General features: G+C 59.1%; 15 protein-coding genes. 11 read left to right on the top strand and 4 right to left on the bottom strand.

The window, feature by feature from the left end; translation table 11 throughout:
- Positions 1 to 21 precede the first annotated feature (21 nt).
- The 11 genes from IEW18_RS21635 (at position 22) to ftsZ (ending at position 15176) form a co-directional block, all read left to right on the top strand.
- Positions 22 to 768, top strand: coding sequence for an FtsL-like putative cell division protein (locus IEW18_RS21635; RefSeq protein WP_229728597.1), 747 nt, complete (start codon positions 22 to 24; stop codon positions 766 to 768).
- A complete protein-coding gene (locus IEW18_RS04590; protein ID WP_229728596.1) occupies positions 752 to 3130 on the top strand; it encodes a PASTA domain-containing penicillin-binding protein in 2379 nt (792 codons plus the stop codon). Before IEW18_RS21635 ends, IEW18_RS04590 begins: the two co-directional genes overlap by 17 nt.
- Positions 3131 to 3194: 64 nt before the next feature.
- Positions 3195 to 4670, top strand: a complete 1476-nt coding sequence (locus IEW18_RS04585; RefSeq protein WP_373285700.1) for a UDP-N-acetylmuramoyl-L-alanyl-D-glutamate--2,6-diaminopimelate ligase — start codon at positions 3195 to 3197, stop codon at positions 4668 to 4670.
- Between the two features lie 109 nt (positions 4671 to 4779).
- On the top strand, positions 4780 to 6000 hold the full coding sequence (gene mraY / locus IEW18_RS04580; RefSeq protein ID WP_188556644.1) for a phospho-N-acetylmuramoyl-pentapeptide-transferase: 1221 nt from the start codon (positions 4780 to 4782) through the stop codon (positions 5998 to 6000).
- A 66-nt stretch (positions 6001 to 6066) separates the two neighbouring features.
- The gene (murD, locus tag IEW18_RS04575; protein WP_188556643.1) at positions 6067 to 7452 is read left to right on the top strand and encodes a UDP-N-acetylmuramoyl-L-alanine--D-glutamate ligase; all 1386 of its coding nucleotides are present in this window, start codon (positions 6067 to 6069) and stop codon (positions 7450 to 7452) included.
- Between the two features lie 72 nt (positions 7453 to 7524).
- Positions 7525 to 8703 (top strand): FtsW/RodA/SpoVE family cell cycle protein, encoded by a 1179-nt coding sequence (locus tag IEW18_RS04570; protein ID WP_188556642.1) that lies wholly within the window; start codon positions 7525 to 7527, stop codon positions 8701 to 8703.
- Positions 8704 to 8736: 33 nt separating this feature from the next.
- Entirely contained in the window at positions 8737 to 9852 is a 1116-nt protein-coding gene (murG, locus tag IEW18_RS04565) for an undecaprenyldiphospho-muramoylpentapeptide beta-N-acetylglucosaminyltransferase (protein ID WP_188556641.1), read from the top strand.
- A gap of 12 nt (positions 9853 to 9864) precedes the next feature.
- The gene (murC, locus tag IEW18_RS04560) at positions 9865 to 11307 is read left to right on the top strand and encodes a UDP-N-acetylmuramate--L-alanine ligase (RefSeq protein WP_262891881.1); all 1443 of its coding nucleotides are present in this window, start codon (positions 9865 to 9867) and stop codon (positions 11305 to 11307) included.
- Entirely contained in the window at positions 11291 to 12055 is a 765-nt protein-coding gene (locus tag IEW18_RS04555; protein ID WP_229728595.1) for a cell division protein FtsQ/DivIB, read from the top strand. Before murC ends, IEW18_RS04555 begins: the two co-directional genes overlap by 17 nt.
- An 84-nt stretch (positions 12056 to 12139) precedes the next feature.
- The gene (gene ftsA, locus IEW18_RS04550; RefSeq protein ID WP_188556640.1) at positions 12140 to 13537 is read left to right on the top strand and encodes a cell division protein FtsA; all 1398 of its coding nucleotides are present in this window, start codon (positions 12140 to 12142) and stop codon (positions 13535 to 13537) included.
- 115 nt (positions 13538 to 13652) lie between these two features.
- Positions 13653 to 15176: a cell division protein FtsZ gene (gene ftsZ / locus IEW18_RS04545; protein WP_188556639.1), complete on the top strand. Its 1524-nt coding sequence runs from the start codon at positions 13653 to 13655 to the stop codon at positions 15174 to 15176.
- A 270-nt stretch (positions 15177 to 15446) separates the two neighbouring features.
- On the opposite strand, the gene IEW18_RS04540 is transcribed toward ftsZ, so the two are convergent.
- The 4 genes from IEW18_RS04540 to IEW18_RS04525 all read right to left on the bottom strand — a co-directional run bounded on the left by IEW18_RS04540 (position 15447) and on the right by IEW18_RS04525 (position 19273).
- A complete protein-coding gene (locus IEW18_RS04540) occupies positions 15447 to 16571 on the bottom strand; it encodes an acyltransferase family protein (protein WP_188556638.1) in 1125 nt (374 codons plus the stop codon).
- Between the two features lie 58 nt (positions 16572 to 16629).
- The gene (locus IEW18_RS04535) at positions 16630 to 17757 is read right to left on the bottom strand and encodes a cytochrome-c peroxidase (RefSeq protein ID WP_188556637.1); all 1128 of its coding nucleotides are present in this window, start codon (positions 17755 to 17757) and stop codon (positions 16630 to 16632) included.
- 122 nt (positions 17758 to 17879) lie between these two features.
- The gene (locus IEW18_RS04530; protein ID WP_188556636.1) at positions 17880 to 18407 is read right to left on the bottom strand and encodes an NADPH-dependent FMN reductase; all 528 of its coding nucleotides are present in this window, start codon (positions 18405 to 18407) and stop codon (positions 17880 to 17882) included.
- A 110-nt stretch (positions 18408 to 18517) separates the two neighbouring features.
- Positions 18518 to 19273, bottom strand: a complete 756-nt coding sequence (locus IEW18_RS04525) for a succinate dehydrogenase/fumarate reductase iron-sulfur subunit (protein ID WP_188556635.1) — start codon at positions 19271 to 19273, stop codon at positions 18518 to 18520.
- Positions 19274 to 19340 lie beyond the last annotated feature (67 nt).

Below are 19340 nucleotides of genomic sequence, written 5' to 3'. Positions count from 1 at the left end.
CTACCCCAATCAGCACCATCCGTGGCCGTCAATACCGTAAAATCTGCCCCCACCCCCCGCGTGAATGCCCCGCGGCAGGTAGCGCCCATAGCGCCGGAGCCGGTGCGCCCGCCGGAGCCGGAACCCACGCCTCCGCCCGTGCGGCCCACCAAGGCTCCGCGGGAGCCCAAGGAGCCGCGCCTGACGACGCCCAAGCGCAGCACCTGGAGCGTGTTTTCCCTGCTGGAGCGGGCCACCCCGGTTGATGGCCTGTTTCGGGAGGGCCTGCCCGTGCGCTTCCTACCCCATCTGCTGTTCGTGATGTTCCTGACCCTGGTCTACATCGGCAACACACACTACGCCACCCGCATGAACCGCAGCATTCAGAAGCTGAAAGTGGAGACGGAGGACTTGCGCGCCGATTACACAACCCTGAAATCAGACTACATGGAGGCCAGCAAGCAAAGCGAGGTAGCCCGCAAGGTAGCCGCCTACGGCTTGGTGGAAAGCTCCTCGCCGCCCTTCCGCATCAGCGTGCCCGCCGGCCGCCTCGACGAGGCTGAGCTGGACAGGCTGCCCATCCTGACGGCCGACTCGGTGGCCGCCATGACGGCCCGGGCCAAGGCCGACTCCCTGCGCCGTGCCGGCGGCCCGTCCCTCGGCGACTCGGTGGAGGTAGGCGCCCCGCCCGTTCCCATCGGTACTGATCTTAACGGGGAGCCCGCCACGGCTGACCCCGCATCTTCCAATCGTTCAGCTCCTACCCGCCGCAATGAAAGGAAACGTTAAAAAAAGCATTGTCACCCGCGTCCGGCTGGCTTTTCTGGGTGTGTGCCTGTTTTCCTGCGCCATTATCTGGCGCGTGACCCACGTGCAGTTCACGGAAGGGGCCAAGTGGAGCGCCCTGGAGCAGGAGCGCCGCATCGTGTACCAGCCCGTATTCGCCACCCGCGGCAACATCTACTCCGACAACGAAAGCATCATGGCCACCTCCCTGCCCTTTTACCGGGTGGCCTGGGACCCCAGCGTAGTAAATTCGGCGCTGTTCGAACAGAAAGTAGACTCGTTGGCTGGAATGCTTTCCGCTTTTTTCGGCGACCGAACGAAATCAGAATACAAGCGCCGGCTTAAAAACGCAAAGTATGCTAAGCCCTCGGTGCGCTACCTGCGCCTGAACTCCCGGCAAATAAACTTCCAGGAAAAAAAGGAGTTAGCCAAGTGGCCCATTTTCCGGGAGGGTAAGAACAAGGGCGGCGCCATCTTCGAGAAGGTGGACAAGCGCTTCCGGCCCTTCGGCGGGCTGGCCCAGCGCACCATTGGCTTCGTGAACGAGGACAAGAACGGCGCGGGCCTCGAATTTACCTTCAACCGCCACTTGGCGGGCAAAGATGGCGAGGCCTTATTTGAGCGCTTGCCTGGCGGCAACAAGCCCATCTACGACGGCACCGAGGTCAAGCCCCAGCCTGGCTACGACGTGAAAACCACCCTGGATATCAACCTCCAGGACGTGGCCGAAAACGCCCTGTACAAGTCCTTGGTGGAAAACAACGCCCAGTACGGTACCGTCATTCTGATGGAGGTGAAGACCGGCGAAATCAAGGCCGTAGCCAACCTGGGCAAGGTGGATGAGGGCGTGTACCGCGAAGATTACAACTACGCCATTGCCGACCAGGGCCGTACCGAGCCCGGCTCTACCTTCAAGCTGGCCTCCATGATGGCCGCCTTCGAAGAAGACCCCGACCTGCAGCTAACCGACACCATTAATACCGGCAACACGGGCTCCAAAAAGATTGGCGGAGCCGTGAAAACCGATTCCCACCCCTACGGCCGCATCACGCTGCAGCAGGTGTTCGAGAAATCCTCCAACATCGGCGTGGCCGTGCTTGCCGACCGGGTCTTCAGCAAGAACCCCGAGAAGTACACCGACTACCTCAAGCGCTTCGGGCTGGACAAGCCCCTGGGCTTCCAGATGGCCGGCGAGGCCCGCCCCTACATCAAAGACCCCCGCGACCGAAGCTGGAGCCGCACCTCGCTCACGACCATGAGCATCGGCTACGAATTGAAGCTGGCCCCGCTGCAAACGCTGGCCTTCTACAATGCCGTGGCCAACGGCGGCGTGAAGGTGCAGCCCATGATTGTTAAGGAAATCAAGCAGGCCGACAAGGTGCTGGAACGGTTTGAAACCCAGGTGCTCAACCCCAAGATCTGCTCCGATGAAACCCTGCAGAAAGTACGCGCCATGATGGAAGGGGTAGTGGAGCACGGCACCGCCCGCGGCATCCGCACCAACGATTACCTCATTGCGGGCAAAACCGGCACGGCCTGGAAGTTCAAGAACGGCGCCTACACCCGCACGTACTCCACCAGCTTCTGCGGCTACTTCCCCGCCGACAACCCCAAGTACAGCTGCATCGTGGTAGTTGACTCGCCCAAGAACGGCCGCATCTACGGTGCCGATGTGGCCGCCCCGGTGTTCCGGGAGCTAGCCGACAAAGCCATGGCCCGCGACGTAGCCAGCCAGCGCCCGTTGCTGGCCCGCGCCCCGGTGCGCCGCTCACGGGTGCCGGAAGTACAGGCCGGTATGCAGGATGAGCTGTCGATGGTGTTCAGCAAGCTCGGCGTAACGCACAATGGTGGCACGGGCGCCGAGGACTGGGTGCGCACCGCGCCCACTGATTCCGATGCTGAAAGTCTGAGTTTGAAGCCCATGGCCGTACGCCCCGGTCGCGTGCCCAACGTGCAAGGCCTCACCCTGCGCGACGCCCTGTTCCTGCTCGAAAACCGCGGCTTGCGGGTGCGGGCCCTGGGTACGGGTCGGGTAAAAACGCAGTCGGTAGCGGCGGGGTCTGCGGCGCGGCGCGGTACTACCGTCGTATTGCAGCTGGAGCCCATCGGGGGCCGTCTGGCGCCCCCTGTTCCGGCCGTTCCGCCCACGCCCGGCTTGGCTACCCTGGCCGATGGCCGGGTACGGCAAGCGGAGGCTGCGGGGAGCACCAGCCGCAACGGCGGTAAATCGGCCCGTACCACTCCGGCGGCTACCCCTGGCAAGCAAGCGCCAGCCAAGCCACCTCGGGAAACTGCCACCAGCAACACCATCGCGCCGAAAGGCACGGCCGCAGTAACCAAAGCCAAACCCAAGGCAAAAGCGTAGACTGCAACCTCTATAATTCAGGAGCCCTAACCTGAGGCGTACGCCTCTTACCATCCCTAACACGTTGAACCCCGAACTCGCCCTTTCTGCTCTGCTGGCTGCCGTTACCGTCCGGGCCCAGCACGGCCCTGCGGAGGTAGCCGTTACTGGCCTTACCCTGGACTCGCGCCAGGCCGGGCCGGGCACCGTGTTTTTCGCCCTGCGCGGCACGGCCACCGATGGTCATCAGTTTGTGCCGAAAGCAGTGGAGCAGGGCGCGGCTGTAGTCGTAGTAGAGGACCTGCCCGCCGAGCTGAACCCGGCCACCACCTACGTGCAAGTGGCTGACTCTGCGCAGGCTATGGCTCTGATGGCTGCTGCGTTCTACGGTCATCCGTCGCGCCAGCTGCAACTGGTGGGCATTACGGGTACCAACGGCAAAACCACCTGCGCCACCATGCTGCACAAGCTCTTCCGGGAGCTGGGCTACCACTGCGGCCTGCTAAGTACGGTGCAGAACCAGATTGACGAGCAGGTTATTCCGGCCACCCACACCACCCCCGATGCCATCCGCCTGAATGAGCTGCTGGCCCGGATGCTCAAGGCCGGTTGCACTCACGTGTTTATGGAAGTCAGCTCCCACTCCGTGGTGCAGCACCGCATTACGGGCCTGCACTTTGCCGGGGGCGTGTTTACTAACCTCACCCACGACCACCTCGACTACCACGGCACCTTCGACGCGTACCTCAAAGCCAAAAAGGGCTTCTTCGACATGCTGCCCAAGTCGGCCTTCGCCCTCACCAACCAGGACGACAAGCGCGGTCCGGTGATGCTACAGAACGTGGTTGGCCGCCGCGAAACCTATTCCCTGCGCAATGCCGCTACCTTCCGGGGCCGCCTGATTGAAAACGCCGTGCACGGTTTGCACCTGGAGGTAGACGGTAGGGAAGTGCAGTTTCGGCTGATTGGAGTGTTTAACGCCTACAATCTGCTGGCTATTTATGGTACGGCCGTGCTGCTGGGTGAGGAGCCGGCGGAGGTGCTCACTGTGCTGTCGGGCCTGACGTCGGCGCCGGGGCGGTTTGAGCCGGTAGTATCGGAGCGGGTGCGCATTACGGGCATCGTCGACTACGCCCACACGCCCGACGCGCTGGAAAACGTGTTGCAAACCATTGCCGACATCCGCCAGCCTAGCCAGCAGGTGATTACCGTGGTGGGCTGCGGCGGCAACCGCGACGGGGCCAAGCGCCCCATCATGGCGCGTCTGGCCGCTCAGCTCTCCAACCGCGCCGTGCTGACTTCCGACAACCCCCGTTTCGAGGACCCCAACGACATTCTAACCCAGATGCAGGCCGGCGTGCCCGCCGAGAATCAGGGAAAAGTCCTGACCATTGCGGACCGCCGGGAAGCCATTAAAACGGCGGTGGCTTTGGCCCAGCCCGGCGACATTGTGCTGGTGGCGGGTAAAGGCCACGAAACCTACCAGGAAATCAAGGGCGTGAAAACTGATTTTGACGATAAGCGCGTGCTGACCGACATGTTCAATCTGCTTGGTAAATAGCGCTGAATAATCCAAAATCTGCACAAACGCAACGTTTGACCTCAACCCAAAAAACTGAACCTTTGCAGCTTGGACTACCTCTGAACCCCAACTGCTGACCCCCGCGCCCATGCTGTATTACTTCTTTAACTACCTCTACAAAGTGCATCACCTGCCGGGCACGGGTGTTTTCCAGTACATTTCGTTCCGGGCGGCGCTGGCGGTAGTAACCTCCCTGATTATCGCCCAGTTCTTCGGGGCCCCGCTGATCCGGGCCCTGCAGCGGCGGCAAATTGGGGAGACGGTGCGCGACCTGGGCCTGCAAGGGCAGATCGAGAAGAAAGGCACTCCTACCATGGGCGGCCTGATTATTCTGCTGGCTATTCTGGTGCCGGTGCTGCTGTTTGCCAAGCTCGACAACATCTACATCGTGCTCATGCTGCTGAGTACCGTCTGGCTGGGGCTAATCGGCTTCGTGGACGACTATATTAAGGTAGTCAAGAAGGACAAGGAAGGCTTGGCCGGCCGCTTCAAGGTGCTGGGCCAGGTAGGCCTGGGCGTGACGGTGGGCTGGGTGCTGTTCTTTTCCAACGACGTGACCGTGCGCCAGTACGCCCTGCCCAACGGCGCCTTTTCAGCCGTGGATGCCAGCACCGTCTACCAGGACGTGAAGCTGATGATTACCACGGTGCCCTTCCTGAAGAACAACGAGCTGAACTACGGCGACCTATTCGCTACCGCCGGCGACTTCTTCAATGAGTACTACGCCTTCTTCTACATTCCCATTGTCATCTTGATTATCACGGCCGTGAGCAACGGGGCCAACATCACCGACGGCCTCGACGGGCTGGCGGCCGGTACCTCGGCCATCATTGGCATCACGCTGGCTATCTTCTGCTTCGTGAGCGGTAACGCTTTGCTGGCGGACTATCTGGACGTGATGTTCATTCCGAACTCGGGCGAGCTGGTAATTTTCTGTACCGCTTTTGTGGGGGCCTGCGTGGGCTTTCTGTGGTATAACTCCTACCCGGCCCAGGTATTCATGGGGGATACCGGCTCCCTGGCCATTGGCGGCATCATTGCCGTGCTGGCCATCATCGTGCGTAAGGAGCTGCTGATTCCGGTGCTGTGCGGCGTGTTTCTGATTGAAAACCTGTCGGTTATGGTGCAGGTCAGCTATTTTAAGTACACTAAGCGCAAGTACGGCGAAGGCCGCCGCCTGCTGCGCATGTCGCCCCTGCACCACCATTACCAGAAGCTGGGCTACCACGAGTCCAAAATCGTGTCGCGCTTCTGGATTGTCAGCATTATGCTGGCTGTAATTACGCTGGTTACGCTAAAGCTGCGGTAAGCGGCTTCCGACCATTAGTCCTGCCGATTCACACTTCGTTACTCACCTCATCACCTGACTCATACCATGCACTACGTTATTCTCGGCGCTGCGGAAAGTGGGGTAGGGGCGGCGCTGCTGGCCCAGGCCAAGGGCCACACCGTGTTTGTGTCGGACCGGGGCCCCATTCAGCCGCGCTACCAGCAAAAGCTAGCCCAGGCCGGTATTCGGTTTGAGGAAAACCAGCACACGCTGGAGGAAGTCTTGAAGGCGGATGAGGTAGTAAAGAGCCCTGGCATACCCAAAAAGGCTCCCGTTATACAGGCCCTGCGCGCCCAGGGCACGCCCATTATTTCGGAAATCGAGCTGGCCGGACGCTACACCCAGGCCAAGTGTATCGGCATCACTGGCACCAACGGCAAGACGACGACGACTCTGCTCACTTACCATTTGCTGAAGGAAGCAGGCCTGAACGTGGGGCTGGCGGGCAATGTAGGCTACTCCCTGGCCGAGCAGGTAGTAGAGAATGCCCACGACTACTACGTGGTGGAGCTCAGCTCCTTCCAGCTCGATGATACCTACGAGTTTCAGCCCTGGATTTCGGTGCTGCTCAACATCACCCCCGACCACCTCGACCGGTACGGCTACTCCCTGGAGCAGTACGCCCAAGCCAAGCTGCGCATCACCCAGCGTCAGGACAGTGAGCAGTACTTTGTTTATAACGCCGACGACGAGAACATTCAGCGCTACTTTCCGGCCGCGCTCCGGCCCGTCATTCAGCTGCCGTTCAGCCTGCACCGCCGCCCCGATTTTCAGCTGGCCGGCTACTACACCCGCGAGGATTGCCTGTGTACCAACCTGGTGCCCGGCCTGGGCCTGGATGGGGAGGAAGTAAGCGTGGCCAACTCGCCCCTGATCGGGCAGCACAACCGCCAGAACATACTGGCCGCCGTGCTCTGTGCCCGCATTGCGGGCCTCTCGGCCGAGCAGATTGAAGCTGGTCTGGCCACGTTCCGAAACGCCGACCACCGCCTGCAGCCCGTGGGCGAAATCAACGAGGTCAAGTTTATCAACGACAGCAAGGCCACCAACGTGGAAGCCGCCTGGTACGCCCTCGACGGTATCCGGCAGCCCATCATCTGGATTGCCGGCGGCACCGACAAGGGCAACGACTACTCCACGTTGGTTCCGCTGGCCGCCTCCCGCGTGAAGGCCCTGGTGTGCCTCGGCGTTGACAACGAAAAGCTGAAAGCCAGCTTCAGCGGGGTAGTGCCGCACCTGGAGGAAACCCAGAGCGTCGTTACGGCCGTTCGGCGGGCCGCGGCCCTGGCCGCGCCCGGCGACGTCGTGCTACTGTCGCCGGCCTGCGCTTCTTTCGACCTGTTCCGCAACTATGAGGACCGGGGGCGGCAGTTCACGGCAGCCGTAGCTGAACTGGCAGCTAACCCAACCACCAAAGAAGCCTTTGGGTAGCCGACTTGTTCCGGCGCCTGCCTTCCATTCGCGTTTGCACTTTCCTGTTTCACCTTCTCACCTCTTCACCGTATGGAACCCATTACCAATTGGCTACGGCAAAACCTGAAGGGTGACCCCGTGCTGTGGGGCATCGTGCTGTTATTTTCCTTTATTTCTATTGCGGTAGTGTACTCGGCTACGGGTACGCTGGCCTACAAGAAAATGGGCGGCAACACGGAGTATTTCCTGTTCAAGCACACCAGCCTGATTTTCGTGGGTCTGTTTTTCATGTGGCTGGCCCACCGCATCGACTACCGCTACTACTCGCGCCTGTCGCTTTATGCCCTGCTCATTTCAGTGCCCCTGCTAATTTTCACCTACATCATGGGAGGTGAGGTAAACGGGGCCTCCCGCTGGCTGACCATTCCGGTTATCAACCAGACGTTTCAGCCCTCGGACTTAGCCAAGCTGGCCCTGATTTCCCACTTAGCCTCCATGTTAAGCCGCCGCCAGCAGCATGTAGAGGACTTCAAAACGACCCTGTTACCCGTAATTATCTGGGTAGGTGTTATTTGCGGGCTGATCATTTTGTCGAATGCCTCCACGGCTTTACTGCTTTTTACTACCTGCCTGCTACTGATGTTTATCGGTCGAGTGCCCATCAAGCACATGCTATTAACCGTGGTAATTGTAATGAGCCTGGGTGGGGTAGCCCTGACGGTCGGCCAGCGCTGGGGCACAGTGAAGTCCCGCATCGAGAGCTTTACTGACTCGAGCAAGCCAGTGCCCTTTCAGCTGGAGCACGCCTATATTGCTGAAGCCACAGGCGGCCTGTTCGGCAAAGGCCCGGGCAAAAGCACGGAGCGCAACATCATGCCTCACCCATACTCCGACTTTATCTTCGCCATCATCATTGAGGAGTACGGCTTGTTTGGCGGGGCCATTGTAGTGTTTCTCTACCTAGCCTTTCTGTACCGGGGGCTGAAAACGGTGATAAACAGCTACGGCGCCTTCGGGGGGCTGCTATCGGCGGGGCTGAGCTTTAGCCTGGTGCTGCAGGCCATGGTAAATATGGGCGTGGCCGTGGGGCTGGGTCCCATTACCGGCCTGCCGCTACCCTTGCTGAGCATGGGCGGCACCTCGCTTATTTTCACGGGTATCAGTATCGGGATTATTCTGGCCGTGAGCCGGGGCGAGCGGGAAATCCGCCCGATGGTGGGCGAGCCGGCCGATACCGCCCGTATTCCCCGGGTATCCCAGTACGCATAACGGCGGCGTGGCCTAGTAGCTAAGAGCTTACACATGAAGTTAATTATCAGTGGCGGCGGCACCGGCGGCCACATTTTTCCGGCCGTAGCCATTGCCAACGAAGTGCGCCGTCGGCATCCGGAAGCGGAAATCCTGTTTGTGGGCGCCAACGGCCGCATGGAAATGACGCGCGTGCCGGAGGCTGGCTACGAAATTGTAGGGCTGGATATTACGGGCCTGCAGCGCAGCCTCTCGCCCCAGAACCTGCTGTTTCCCATTCGGGTAATGCGCGCCGTGCGCAAAGCTGGCAAGCTCATCGAGAAGTTTCGGCCCGATGCCGTCGTTGGGGTAGGAGGGTACGCCTCGGCTCCGGTGCTGCTGGCTGCTACCTCCCGCGGTATTCCGGCCCTTATTCAGGAGCAGAACTCATACGCGGGCCTCGTGAACAAACTGCTGGCTCGTCGAGTGGCGCGCATCTGCGTAGCTTATAAGGGCATGGAAAAGTTTTTTCCGGCCGAAAAGCTGGTGCTCACCGGCAACCCTGTCCGCACCGAAATTGCGGGCGGGCAGCGGGCTGAAGCCCTCAACTTCTTCGGCCTAACTCCGGACCGGCCGGTAGTACTGGTAATAGGAGGCAGCCTGGGGGCCCGCACGCTCAACCACGCCACGGCGGCAGCGCTACCACGGCTCCAAGCAGCAGGCGTGCAGCTACTCTGGCAAACCGGTAAGGCATATTTCCCGACGGCCCAGGAGCAGGCCGCGCCCTTCGCCGCGCACAACCTGCAGGCCCTGGAGTTTGTGCGCCGCATGGACTTGGCCTACGCCGCGGCCGACGTCGTAATCAGCCGGGCCGGGGCGCTGTCAGTGTCCGAGCTGTGCCTCACGGGCAAGCCGAGCATCCTGGTGCCCTCGCCCAACGTGGCTGAAGACCACCAAACCAAAAACGCCTTGGCCTTGGTGCAGCGCCACGCGGCGCTGCTGGTACCCGACGCGGAAGCTACCCTACGGCTCTACGACGAAGCTTTTAGCCTGCTGGCTAACCCCAGCCGCTTAGCTGAGCTAAGCCGTAATGCCCGCCAGATGGCCTACCCCCACGCCACCACTACCATTGTGGATGAGCTGCTGACGCTGATCGGCCAGCGCAAGAATTCTTCATCACCTACGCTTTAATCCACGGCCGTTGTGAATCCGGTAGCAGCTTTTCCCCACGTCTTCTTTCTCGGCATTGGCGGCATTGGTATGTCGGCCCTGGCTCGGTGGTTTAAAGCCAACGGCCACTCCGTAAGCGGCTACGACAAAACGGTAACGCCCCTGACTGAGGCTCTGGCCGCGGAAGGCATTGCGATTCACTACGAGGATGCCGTGGCCAATATTCCCGCCGAAGTGCGCCAAAATCGCGCGCAGGTCTTGGTAATTCTCACCCCGGCTATTCCCCAGAATCATCAGGAGTGGGCTTGGTTGCGGGAGCAGGGCTACGACATCCGCAAGCGCAGCCAGGTGCTGGGGCTTCTTACCCAGGGACGCCCCACCATTGCCGTAGCGGGCACTCATGGCAAGACTACGACCAGCAGCATGGTGGCCCACCTGCTCCACCACGCTGGCGTGCCCTGCGCGGCCTTTCTGGGCGGCATTGCCGTGAATCTGGGTTCTAACCTACTGCTGCCGCCGGCTACTGCGCCCGCCGAAACCACGCCCGTAGTGGTAGAAGCTGATGAGTACGACCGGAGCTTTCTGACCCTGTTCCCGACGGTAGCCATTGTGACCAGCACAGACGCCGACCACCTCGACATTTACGGGCATAAGGACGCGCTGGTGGACTCCTTCCGGCAGTTCGTGGGGCAAATTCAGCCCGGTGGAACCCTCATCATCAACCACACCGCCGACCCGAGCGTGGCGGCCGCTGCCCCGGTTGGCGTGCGGGTAATTCGCTACGGCCTCTCGCCAGAGCAAGGCCCGGAATTATACGCCGACCGCATCACGGCCCAGGGCCACACCTTCCGCTTTGCCTTGCACGGTCCGCACGGAGATGTTAGCGCGCTGGAACTAGCCGTGCCGGGCCACCACAATGTGGAGAATATGCTGGCCGCTGCCTGCGTAGCGCAGGCCTATGGCCTTACGCCGGAGCAGTTGCGTGCGGCCGTGGCGGCTTACCGGGGCGTGAAACGTCGCTTCGAGTTTATTGTAACGGCCGGCAGCCCCGAGCAGCCCAACGTGTACGTGGACGATTATGCCCACCATCCACGCGAAATTGAGGCCTTTCTTCGTTCCCTACGCACCTTATACCCCGGTCGGCGGCTGCGGGTAGTATTCCAGCCCCATCTGTTCAGCCGCACCCGCGACTTCGCCCCCGGATTCGCTGAAAGTCTGAGCATTGCCGATGAGGTAGTATTGCTTGCCATCTACCCGGCCCGGGAGCTACCCATGCCCGGCGTCACGTCGGAATTAATATTATCCCAAATAACTGCAACCGAAAAATCATTGCAGACCAAAGAAGAAATTTTGCGCAACGCCGAAACCAATGCCAATTTTGACGTATTAGCCACAGTCGGGGCCGGGGATATCGATCAGTTGGTGCCTCGATTAAAGAATATTTTGAACATTCGTTGGAATGGAGCTGAAGCGTAAAGCCAATAACCTGCTGTTTGCCACGGCCTGCCTGCTGCTGCTGCTGGGCCTAGGTGCGTTTGCCGCAGTGCGCCAGGCCCACCGGCCCGTGGGCGGGGTTATCGTGTCCATTAGCAACGAGTTCAACAACTTCTTTATCAGCGAGCGGGAAGTGGCCAATTTGCTTTCCCGCCACGGCGAGGACCGCCTAGAGGGCGCCGACCCCGCCGACGTTGACTTAAAGGACCTGGAGGCCCGCCTGAAAGCCCATAGCTTTGTCAAGGAGGCCCAAGTGTACCGCGACCTGGCCGGCAATCTGCACGCGGATGTGCGGCAGAACCGCCCGATTGCCCGCCTCGTGCACAGCGACTCCCGGCAAGACAGCTACCTGGATGCCGATGGCCACCGCCTACCCCTGTCGCCGCTGTTTACGGCCCGGGTAGTGCCCATTTCCCGGCTGAATGGTCAGCCCCTATCGGCCGGCTTTTTCCAGGACAGCACGGGCCAGCGCTACCTGGAATTTTTGCGCTACATCGATGAAAAGCCGTTCTGGCGCGCCCAGGTCGCGGAGGTCTTTGTAGGCGCCAACGGCAAGCTCTCGTTTACCCAGCAAGTAGGCGACCAACGTATCGAATTTGGCTTTCCTGAGAATATTTCAGAAAAATTTGCGAAACTGATGGTATTTTACCGTCAAATTCCGCCTGTTCTCGGCTGGGATACCTACCACCGGGTCAATGTCGAGTTCAAGGACCAAATCATCTGCGAATAAAATTATCCGCCTAAAACGCTACCTTATAGCGCATTAGGTGGCCACTTACCTGCAACCAACCGCAACTCTCTCGCTTTCCCTCCCATGCAACACGATAAGATTGTAGTCGGCCTCGATATCGGCACTACCAAAATCTGCGCCCTCGTGGGGCGCAAGAACGAGTTTGGCAAGCTCGAAATTTTGGGCATGGGTAAAGCCGTGTCGGAGGGTGTTGTGCGGGGCATCGTATCGAACATCGACAAGACGGTGGACGCCATTAAAAAGGCTATCCGTCAGGCTGAGGAACAGTCGGGCATCAATATTGGGGTAGTGAACGTGGGTATTGCCGGCCAGCACATCAAGAGCCTGCAGCACAACGGTAGCATCACCCGGGCTTCAGCCGACAATGAAATCACGCTGGACGACGTCAACCGGCTGACCAACGACATGTACCGGCTGGTAACCCCGCCCGGCTCCGAAATCATCCACGTAATGCCCCAGGACTACAAGGTGGATTACGAGGAGGGTATTCTGGACCCGGTGGGCATGTCGGGCGTGCGCCTGGAGGGTAACTTCCACATTATCACGGCCCAGAGCACAGCCATCAACAACATCAACAAGTGCGTAACCAAGGCCGGGCTGGAAATCGACAACCTTATTCTGGAGCCGCTGGCGTCCAGCATGTCCGTGTTGAGCGATGAGGAAAAGGAAGCCGGTGTGGCCCTGATTGATATTGGCGGCGGCACCACTGACCTGGCTATCTTCAAGGACGGTATCATTCGGCACGCGGCGGTGCTCCCCTTCGGTGGCAACATCATCACCTCCGACATCAAGCAGGGCTGCCTGGTAATGCAAAACCAGGCTGAACAGCTGAAAGTGAAGTTCGGTAAAGCCATTGCCGAGGAAGCTTCCGAATACGAAATCGTAAGCATTCCGGGTCTGCGCGACCGAGCCCCTAAAGAAATTTCCCTGAAAAACCTGGCCTACATCATTGAGGCCCGGATGGAGGAAATCATTGAGCTGGTGTACGCCGAAATCCAGCGCCTGGGCTTCCAGGATAAGCTGGCCGCGGGCATCGTGCTGACCGGTGGCGGCTCCCAGCTCCAGAACCTGGTGCAGCTGGCGGAGTATGTAACGGGTATGGATACCCGCATCGGCTACCCCAACGAACACCTAGGCAAGAGCAAGATTGAGGCCGTTAAGTCGCCAATGTACGCTACTACGGTGGGCCTCGTGCTGGCCGGCTACCGCTCTATCGACGATCGGGTGGCCCAGCGCGGCTACGAGGAGCCCGAACAGAACTACTACCGGACTGCCCCCGAGGTGCGCGCTACGCCGGCTCCGGCGCCCCAGCCCGTTGCTCAGCAGCCGGCGCCCCAACCCGCTCCCCAGCCAACGCCGGAGCAAACTAAAAAATCGTCGGGAGCCGGCGACTTTTTCCAGAAGATCATCAGCCGCACCAAAGGGCTGCTCATTGATGACTTCGACGACAAGCAATATTAGGTGATGGGGGTCTTAGGGACTTGAGGTCTTGGTTTTCCTTTCTCATAGAGGAAATTCAGGCTGCAAGTACCCACCACCAAGACCCCAAGTCCCCAAGGCCCTAAGACCTTCACTCATGAATTTTACTTTCGATATTCCGGCCCAGTCTAAGTCCATCATCAAGGTGATTGGCGTGGGGGGAGGCGGCTCCAACGCCGTGAACCACATGTTCAGCCAGGGCATCAAAGACGTGGAGTTCGTCATTTGCAACACCGATAAGCAGGCCTTGGCCTCCTCAACGGTGCCCAATCGGCTGCAAATTGGTGCCGACCTAACCGAAGGACTTGGCGCTGGAGCCAATCCGGAGCGGGGCAAGCAGGCCGCCATTGAAAGCCGGGAGCAAATCCGGGAGCTGCTGAGCAATGGCACCAAAATGGTGTTTATTACCGCGGGTATGGGCGGCGGTACGGGTACCGGCGCGGCTCCTGTTATTGCCAAAGTAGCCAAGGAGTTGGGCATCCTCACAGTGGGTATCGTGACGGCGCCCTTCATGTTCGAAGGAAAGAAAAAGCGTCAGCAGGCGGAGCACGGCATCAAAGAGCTGAGCGACAACTGTGATACGGTGCTGGTAATTCTTAACGACAAGCTCCGGGAGATTTACGGCAACCTGCCCATCCGCTCGGCTTTCGCCAAGGCCGATAACGTGCTGAGCACGGCCGCCAAATCCATTGCGGAAATCATTACCGTGACGGCTGATGTAAACGTGGACTTTGAAGACGTGAAAACCGTCATGAAGGACTCGGGCGCGGCCGTAATGGGTAGCAGCATCACGGAAGGGGAGAACCGTGCCAAGCGCTCGGCCGAAGAAGCGCTGGCCTCGCCGCTGCTCAACAACACCGATATTCACGGGGCCCAGAAGATTCTGCTCAGCATTATGTCCGGCGACCAGGCCGAGCTGGAAATGGATGAACTCACGGAAATCACCGAGTACATCCAGGACAAGGCGGGTCAGAACGCCGAAGTAATCTTCGGGCACGGCATTGATCCTACCCTGGGGCAGAGCATCCGGGTAACGGTTATTGCCACTGGATTTGCCCGCGACGCGCACAACATTACCAACGTAATAGCCCGTAGCAGCAGCGAGTCGGAATCCATGGCTAGCACGCAGCCGGACCCGCAGATCAATATCTTCGACAAAGACCGTCAGGAAGCGCCGGTGGTGCCTACGTTTGGTTCGCCCGTGCCGGTTACCCCGGAGCCCCAGCCGGTAAAGTTTGATCTGGAAACCTCGCCGGCTCCCGTGGGCTACGTGCCGCCGGTAGTGGCCGCTCCTTCGGCGCCAGCGCCCGAGCCCGTGCTCTACCAGCAGCAAGCTACGGCTCCAGCCCCGGCTTCCCCGTCAGCGATTACGCACCACGCGTTGCCGCGCCCGTCGCTGGATGCACGGGCTGAGGAGCGTCGTCAGCGTCTGCAGGCACTCAGCAACGGGCTAACCAACGATGCTATCAAGGACCAGCTGGAAACGCCGGCTTACCTGCGCCGCCAGGTAAAGCTGGAGAACGTTGTGCCTTCTTCGGAGGAGAATATCAGCCGTTTTAATCTGTCGGATGACAACGAACTGCTGGGCGACAACCGCTTCCTGCACGATAATGTGGACTAATTAAGCATGCAGACCTTAAATCAAAAGGCCGCCCTAGAAATGGGGTGGCCTTTTGATTTAAGGACGAGGGTCAGGTACGGAATCAGCGGGCGTTGCCAGTGAGTCAGTGGGGCGCATTGCTGGCGCAGCCATTTCCCGGTCGGGGTTAAGGGTGCGGCCCCGGTACGAATGCGGGGCCAGCGTACACGCCGATAATAGCAGCCCCGAACAGAATAGAAGGAGTAAACGGGGAATCAGCATGGGGGAAGGAACAGAATAGGGCACAGGAAGTTAGTGGCCTGCGGCTACAATGGGCGCGGGGCGGAAGAAACGGTTTAAGGGCTCTTCTAACGCATAATGTAGCACAATGGCCAGCAGGTTCAACCCAATAAACAAGATTCCATTGTGCGAGGTGAAGTGCAGAGCCAGCCAATCACGCACTGAGCCCAGATGAATCAGGTAGAAAGCATAGGAGCTTTTCCCTAGCACACTGAAAAGCCTAGTGGAGAGTAGGCGTTGGAGCCAGGTGCGCTCCGTGAGCAGGCCGGCAAAGAACATCATGATGCCCCCGGGCAGGGCAACGTTATTAAGCGCAACACCAAAGGCGTGCTCCTGCCCGTAGGTATAGCCTCCTTTGGTCCAGACCATTCCACTGACGGCAGCTATCATCACGGCGCTGCCAACCAGGGTAAGCAAGCCCGGCAGGCGGTAGCGGCGCAGACGGCCCTGCTGGTACCAGCGCGCCAGTTGCATACCGGCATAAAACTCAAAGCACCGGCCAAAAAAGGAAAAGAGCAGCATCAGCCGAAACGAGCCAAAAAAGCCCCAAAGCTGACTGGTTACGGGGCTAAGTGCCAGTACCAGGCCGCAACCCAGGGCCAGCAACGCAAACGGCTGGACCCACAATGGCACGCGGCGACGCAACAGCCAAAAGGCCAACGGCGCCGTCAGGTAAAAGCTTTCCTCCACGGTCAATGACCAGGCCTGGGCAATTCCGGCATACTTAGCATCAGAAAAAAAGGCCTGCGTAAGCGTGAGGCTGAAGAGGAAATGATGCGGCAGAAAGTGCTGGGCCCGCCAAAAGGCGTAGTAGGTAGCCAGGCTCAGCAGGAAATACAGCGGATAGATGCGCGCGAGGCGGCGGCGCATGTACTGGCTCCATTTCCCCGGCTCATTGAAATCCTGTTGACCATAGCGCAGGGTAATCAGAAAGCCACTCAGGACGAAAAAGATGGGCACTCCCACGTGGAACTCCAGAATCCAGGCGTGAAGCCGGGGCCACTCGGGGTTGTTATGGAAAGGGTTGAAGTGGTGCAGAAACACCAGATACGCAGCCAGGGCCCGAACACCCGTGAAGGCGGGTAAATACGTTTTGCTGGGGTGAGGTAGGGAAATGCCAGCACTAGGATCAGCCACGCGGTAGGAATAATAAGCCGATCAAACCTACTGATTTTCGTCGTAACGCTACCGTTGATTAGGGTTTAAACGGATCAGAAAACCGCTTATCCATGATAAAGGTGGAGTCAGTTAACGTCCGTAGGAAAGCAATAAGCTGAGTTTTCTCTCTACTGGTAAGGTCGAGCTTGGTGCCGCCGGGCGTGTTGGAGAGTAACACATTCGGGTCAACACCCGGGCTATTCGTGCGAACATGGTCGCCGTAGTGGTCCAGCACTTCTTCCAGGGACTGAAACCGACCATCGTGCATGTAAGGCGCCGTGAGGGCAATGTTGCGCAGGGTAGGGGCCCGAAACTTTCCCCGATCAGCACTCTGGCCCGTAACGCCGGCCCGGCCCGCGTCGGTAAAGGCTACATCCAACCCGTTGTTGAAAAAGCCGGGGGAGCTGAACAGGCCGTCTTCACTGATGTGGCAGTGGTGGCAGGTGCCGCCCCGGATAAACAGGCCGCTTACCTCCCCCGGATGATTCATAAACAGGCTCGCCCCTGCTCTTTCCGTAGCTGTGAGGGTGCCTTCTTTGCGTATGTATTTATCGTAACGGGAGTTAGCCGATATCAGGGTACGCTCGAACTGGGCCAGCGCTTTAAGAACAGCGGCCTCCGTGATGGTACTGCTCCCGAACGCCTGCTGAAAAAGCGGAGGATAGAGGGCAGTTTGCTGGAGCCGGCTGACGCCCGTAGCCAACAGCTGATGCATTTCCAGCGGGTTCTCGATGGGTAGGCGCGCCTGTTGCTCTAAGGTAGTGGCCGCGCCATCCCAATTCAGCGTCTTCTCCCACAGCACGTTGGCCAGCGACATGGTACTCCGCGCGTGTTGACCATCTACGCCCGCTGCCCGGGCCAGGCCGTCGGTAAAAGCCTTGCGCTGCTGATGGCAACTACCGCACGACTGCGTGCCAGTGCGCGATAAGCGCGGCTCGTAAAATAGCTTACGCCCTAATTCCACTCCCTCCACCGTCAGGGGGTTATCGGCGGGTATTCCCACGTTCTGGGGCAAATTGCTCGGCAGCACCAAGGCGTAAGGGGGCGTGATGCCTGCACTTTCGCCCGTTTCCTCCTTCTCCGAGCTATTACAGGCAGCTAACAGCCCAGCTGTTGCTAAGGTCAGAAGCCACCGTACTTGCCCAGTAAGTAGAGAAAACACCATAGCAGAAACTAGAGAAGGAAGCTTTAAGATATTGCTTTTCAAGCAAACATGCATTCTGCAATTGCCGGTTCCGCTGAAAAGCTCGGGCATGGAAAGACCACGATTCTAATAGCGTCAATAGCTTAAAAAGCCAATAAGCTGGCTACCTGCTCGCGCAGTACTTGGTGGTAAAGTGGCTCAGTAATCAAGCCTTCGGCAGTAAGGTACTTATCGATGAAAGGCAACCGAACCCGCTCCGGCAACACGGCCGTGCCCAGGTACATGAGCACATCTGTCAGATGATTAAGGGGTAGGATACCGCCCTGTCCGCCGCTGCTCAGGCCTACTAAGGCGGCTTTCTTACCCCGAATACCGCCGGGATAGGGCAGTCCATCGATAAAGGCTTTTAGCACGCCAGGAAAGGAACAGTTATACTCCGGCACCACGAATACCAGCTTATCGGCGCTTTCTGCCAACTTTACCAAGCGGTTAAACTCATCGTGGCGGCCGGTGTTGTGGTACAGGGCCGAGGTAGTGAAGTCGAGAGGAAGCTCTGTCAGGTCTAGAAGTTGAGCCGTTTCACCGTGCTCAGCGAGCAACTGGGAGTAAAAATCAGCTACGCGACGAGCCCGAGAATTGGGCCGGTTGGTACCAACGATGATGGTAATCATCAGGGGAAGAATAGGGTAGGAAAAATCAGGAATGACGGCCGCAGCAGCGTATAAGAAAAGGCGAAACGGTTGCCCGCCTCGCCTTTTCTTGTTGACTTAAAGAACAGCGCTTACGCCAAGTTGTTCGAGGTAGCTTTTGCCGACAGGAACTCGCGGTTCAGAATGGCAATGTTTTCCAGCGAGATACCAACGGGGCACTCGGCGGCGCAGGAACCAATGTTGGAGCAGGCGCCGAAGCCTTCCTTATCCATTTGGGCCACCATGTTTTCCACGCGCGACTTGCGCTCTACGTGGCCCTGAGGCAGCAAAGCAAGCTGGCTTACCTTGGCCGACACGAATAGCATAGCCGAGGAATTTTTGCAGGAAGCCACGCAGGCACCGCAGGCAATGCAGGTAGCGGCCTCAAAAGCGCGGTCCGCAATTTCCTTGGGAACCGGAATCTCGTTAGCGTCGGGTGTACCGCCGGTATTTACCGAAATGTAGCCGCCTGCCTGAATAATCCGGTCGAAGGCGGAGCGGTCCACGCTCAAGTCCTTGTTTACAGGGAAAGCGCTGGAGCGCCAGGGTTCAATTGTGATGGTGTCGCCGTCGCTGAACTTGCGCATGTGCAGCTGGCAGGTAGTGGTGCCCGGCTCCGGACCGTGGGCACGGCCATTGATGAAGAGGTTGCAGGAACCACAGATGCCTTCGCGACAGTCATGGTCAAAAACAACAGGCTCTTCACCCTTACGCAGCAGGTCTTCGTTTAGTACATCAAGCATTTCCAGGAACGACATATCCGGGGAAATGTCTTGCACCTGGTAATCAACGATGCGGCCTTCGGTGTTGCGGTTTCGCTGCCGCCACACTTTCAGGGTTAAGTTCATCGGTTTGGCATTGGGGTTACTTCCAGCCATTTTATTTCAAGAGTATTGAGTAGTGGGAATGGGTAGT

Source organism: Hymenobacter glacieicola, assembly GCF_014640315.1.
Lineage (GTDB): Bacteria > Bacteroidota > Bacteroidia > Cytophagales > Hymenobacteraceae > Hymenobacter > Hymenobacter glacieicola.
The sequence above is the reverse complement of the archived record's forward strand: the minus strand, read 5'-3'. Positions and strand labels throughout refer to the sequence as shown.

What these genes read in the sequence shown, in the direction of transcription:
- IEW18_RS04590 (WP_229728596.1), top strand. Translation starts at nt 752, where the DNA reads ATGAAAGGAAACGTTAAAAAAAGCATTGTCACCCGCGTCCGGCTGGCT.
- mraY (WP_188556644.1), top strand. Translation starts at nt 4,780, where the DNA reads ATGCTGTATTACTTCTTTAACTACCTCTACAAAGTGCATCACCTGCCG.
- murD (WP_188556643.1), top strand. Translation starts at nt 6,067, where the DNA reads ATGCACTACGTTATTCTCGGCGCTGCGGAAAGTGGGGTAGGGGCGGCG.
- IEW18_RS04570 (WP_188556642.1), top strand. Translation starts at nt 7,525, where the DNA reads ATGGAACCCATTACCAATTGGCTACGGCAAAACCTGAAGGGTGACCCC.
- murG (WP_188556641.1), top strand. Translation starts at nt 8,737, where the DNA reads ATGAAGTTAATTATCAGTGGCGGCGGCACCGGCGGCCACATTTTTCCG.
- IEW18_RS04555 (WP_229728595.1), top strand. Translation starts at nt 11,291, where the DNA reads ATGGAGCTGAAGCGTAAAGCCAATAACCTGCTGTTTGCCACGGCCTGC.
- ftsA (WP_188556640.1), top strand. Translation starts at nt 12,140, where the DNA reads ATGCAACACGATAAGATTGTAGTCGGCCTCGATATCGGCACTACCAAA.
- ftsZ (WP_188556639.1), top strand. Translation starts at nt 13,653, where the DNA reads ATGAATTTTACTTTCGATATTCCGGCCCAGTCTAAGTCCATCATCAAG.
- IEW18_RS04535 (WP_188556637.1), bottom strand. Translation starts at nt 17,757, where the DNA reads ATGGTGTTTTCTCTACTTACTGGGCAAGTACGGTGGCTTCTGACCTTA.
- IEW18_RS04530 (WP_188556636.1), bottom strand. Translation starts at nt 18,407, where the DNA reads ATGATTACCATCATCGTTGGTACCAACCGGCCCAATTCTCGGGCTCGT.
- IEW18_RS04525 (WP_188556635.1), bottom strand. Translation starts at nt 19,273, where the DNA reads ATGAACTTAACCCTGAAAGTGTGGCGGCAGCGAAACCGCAACACCGAA.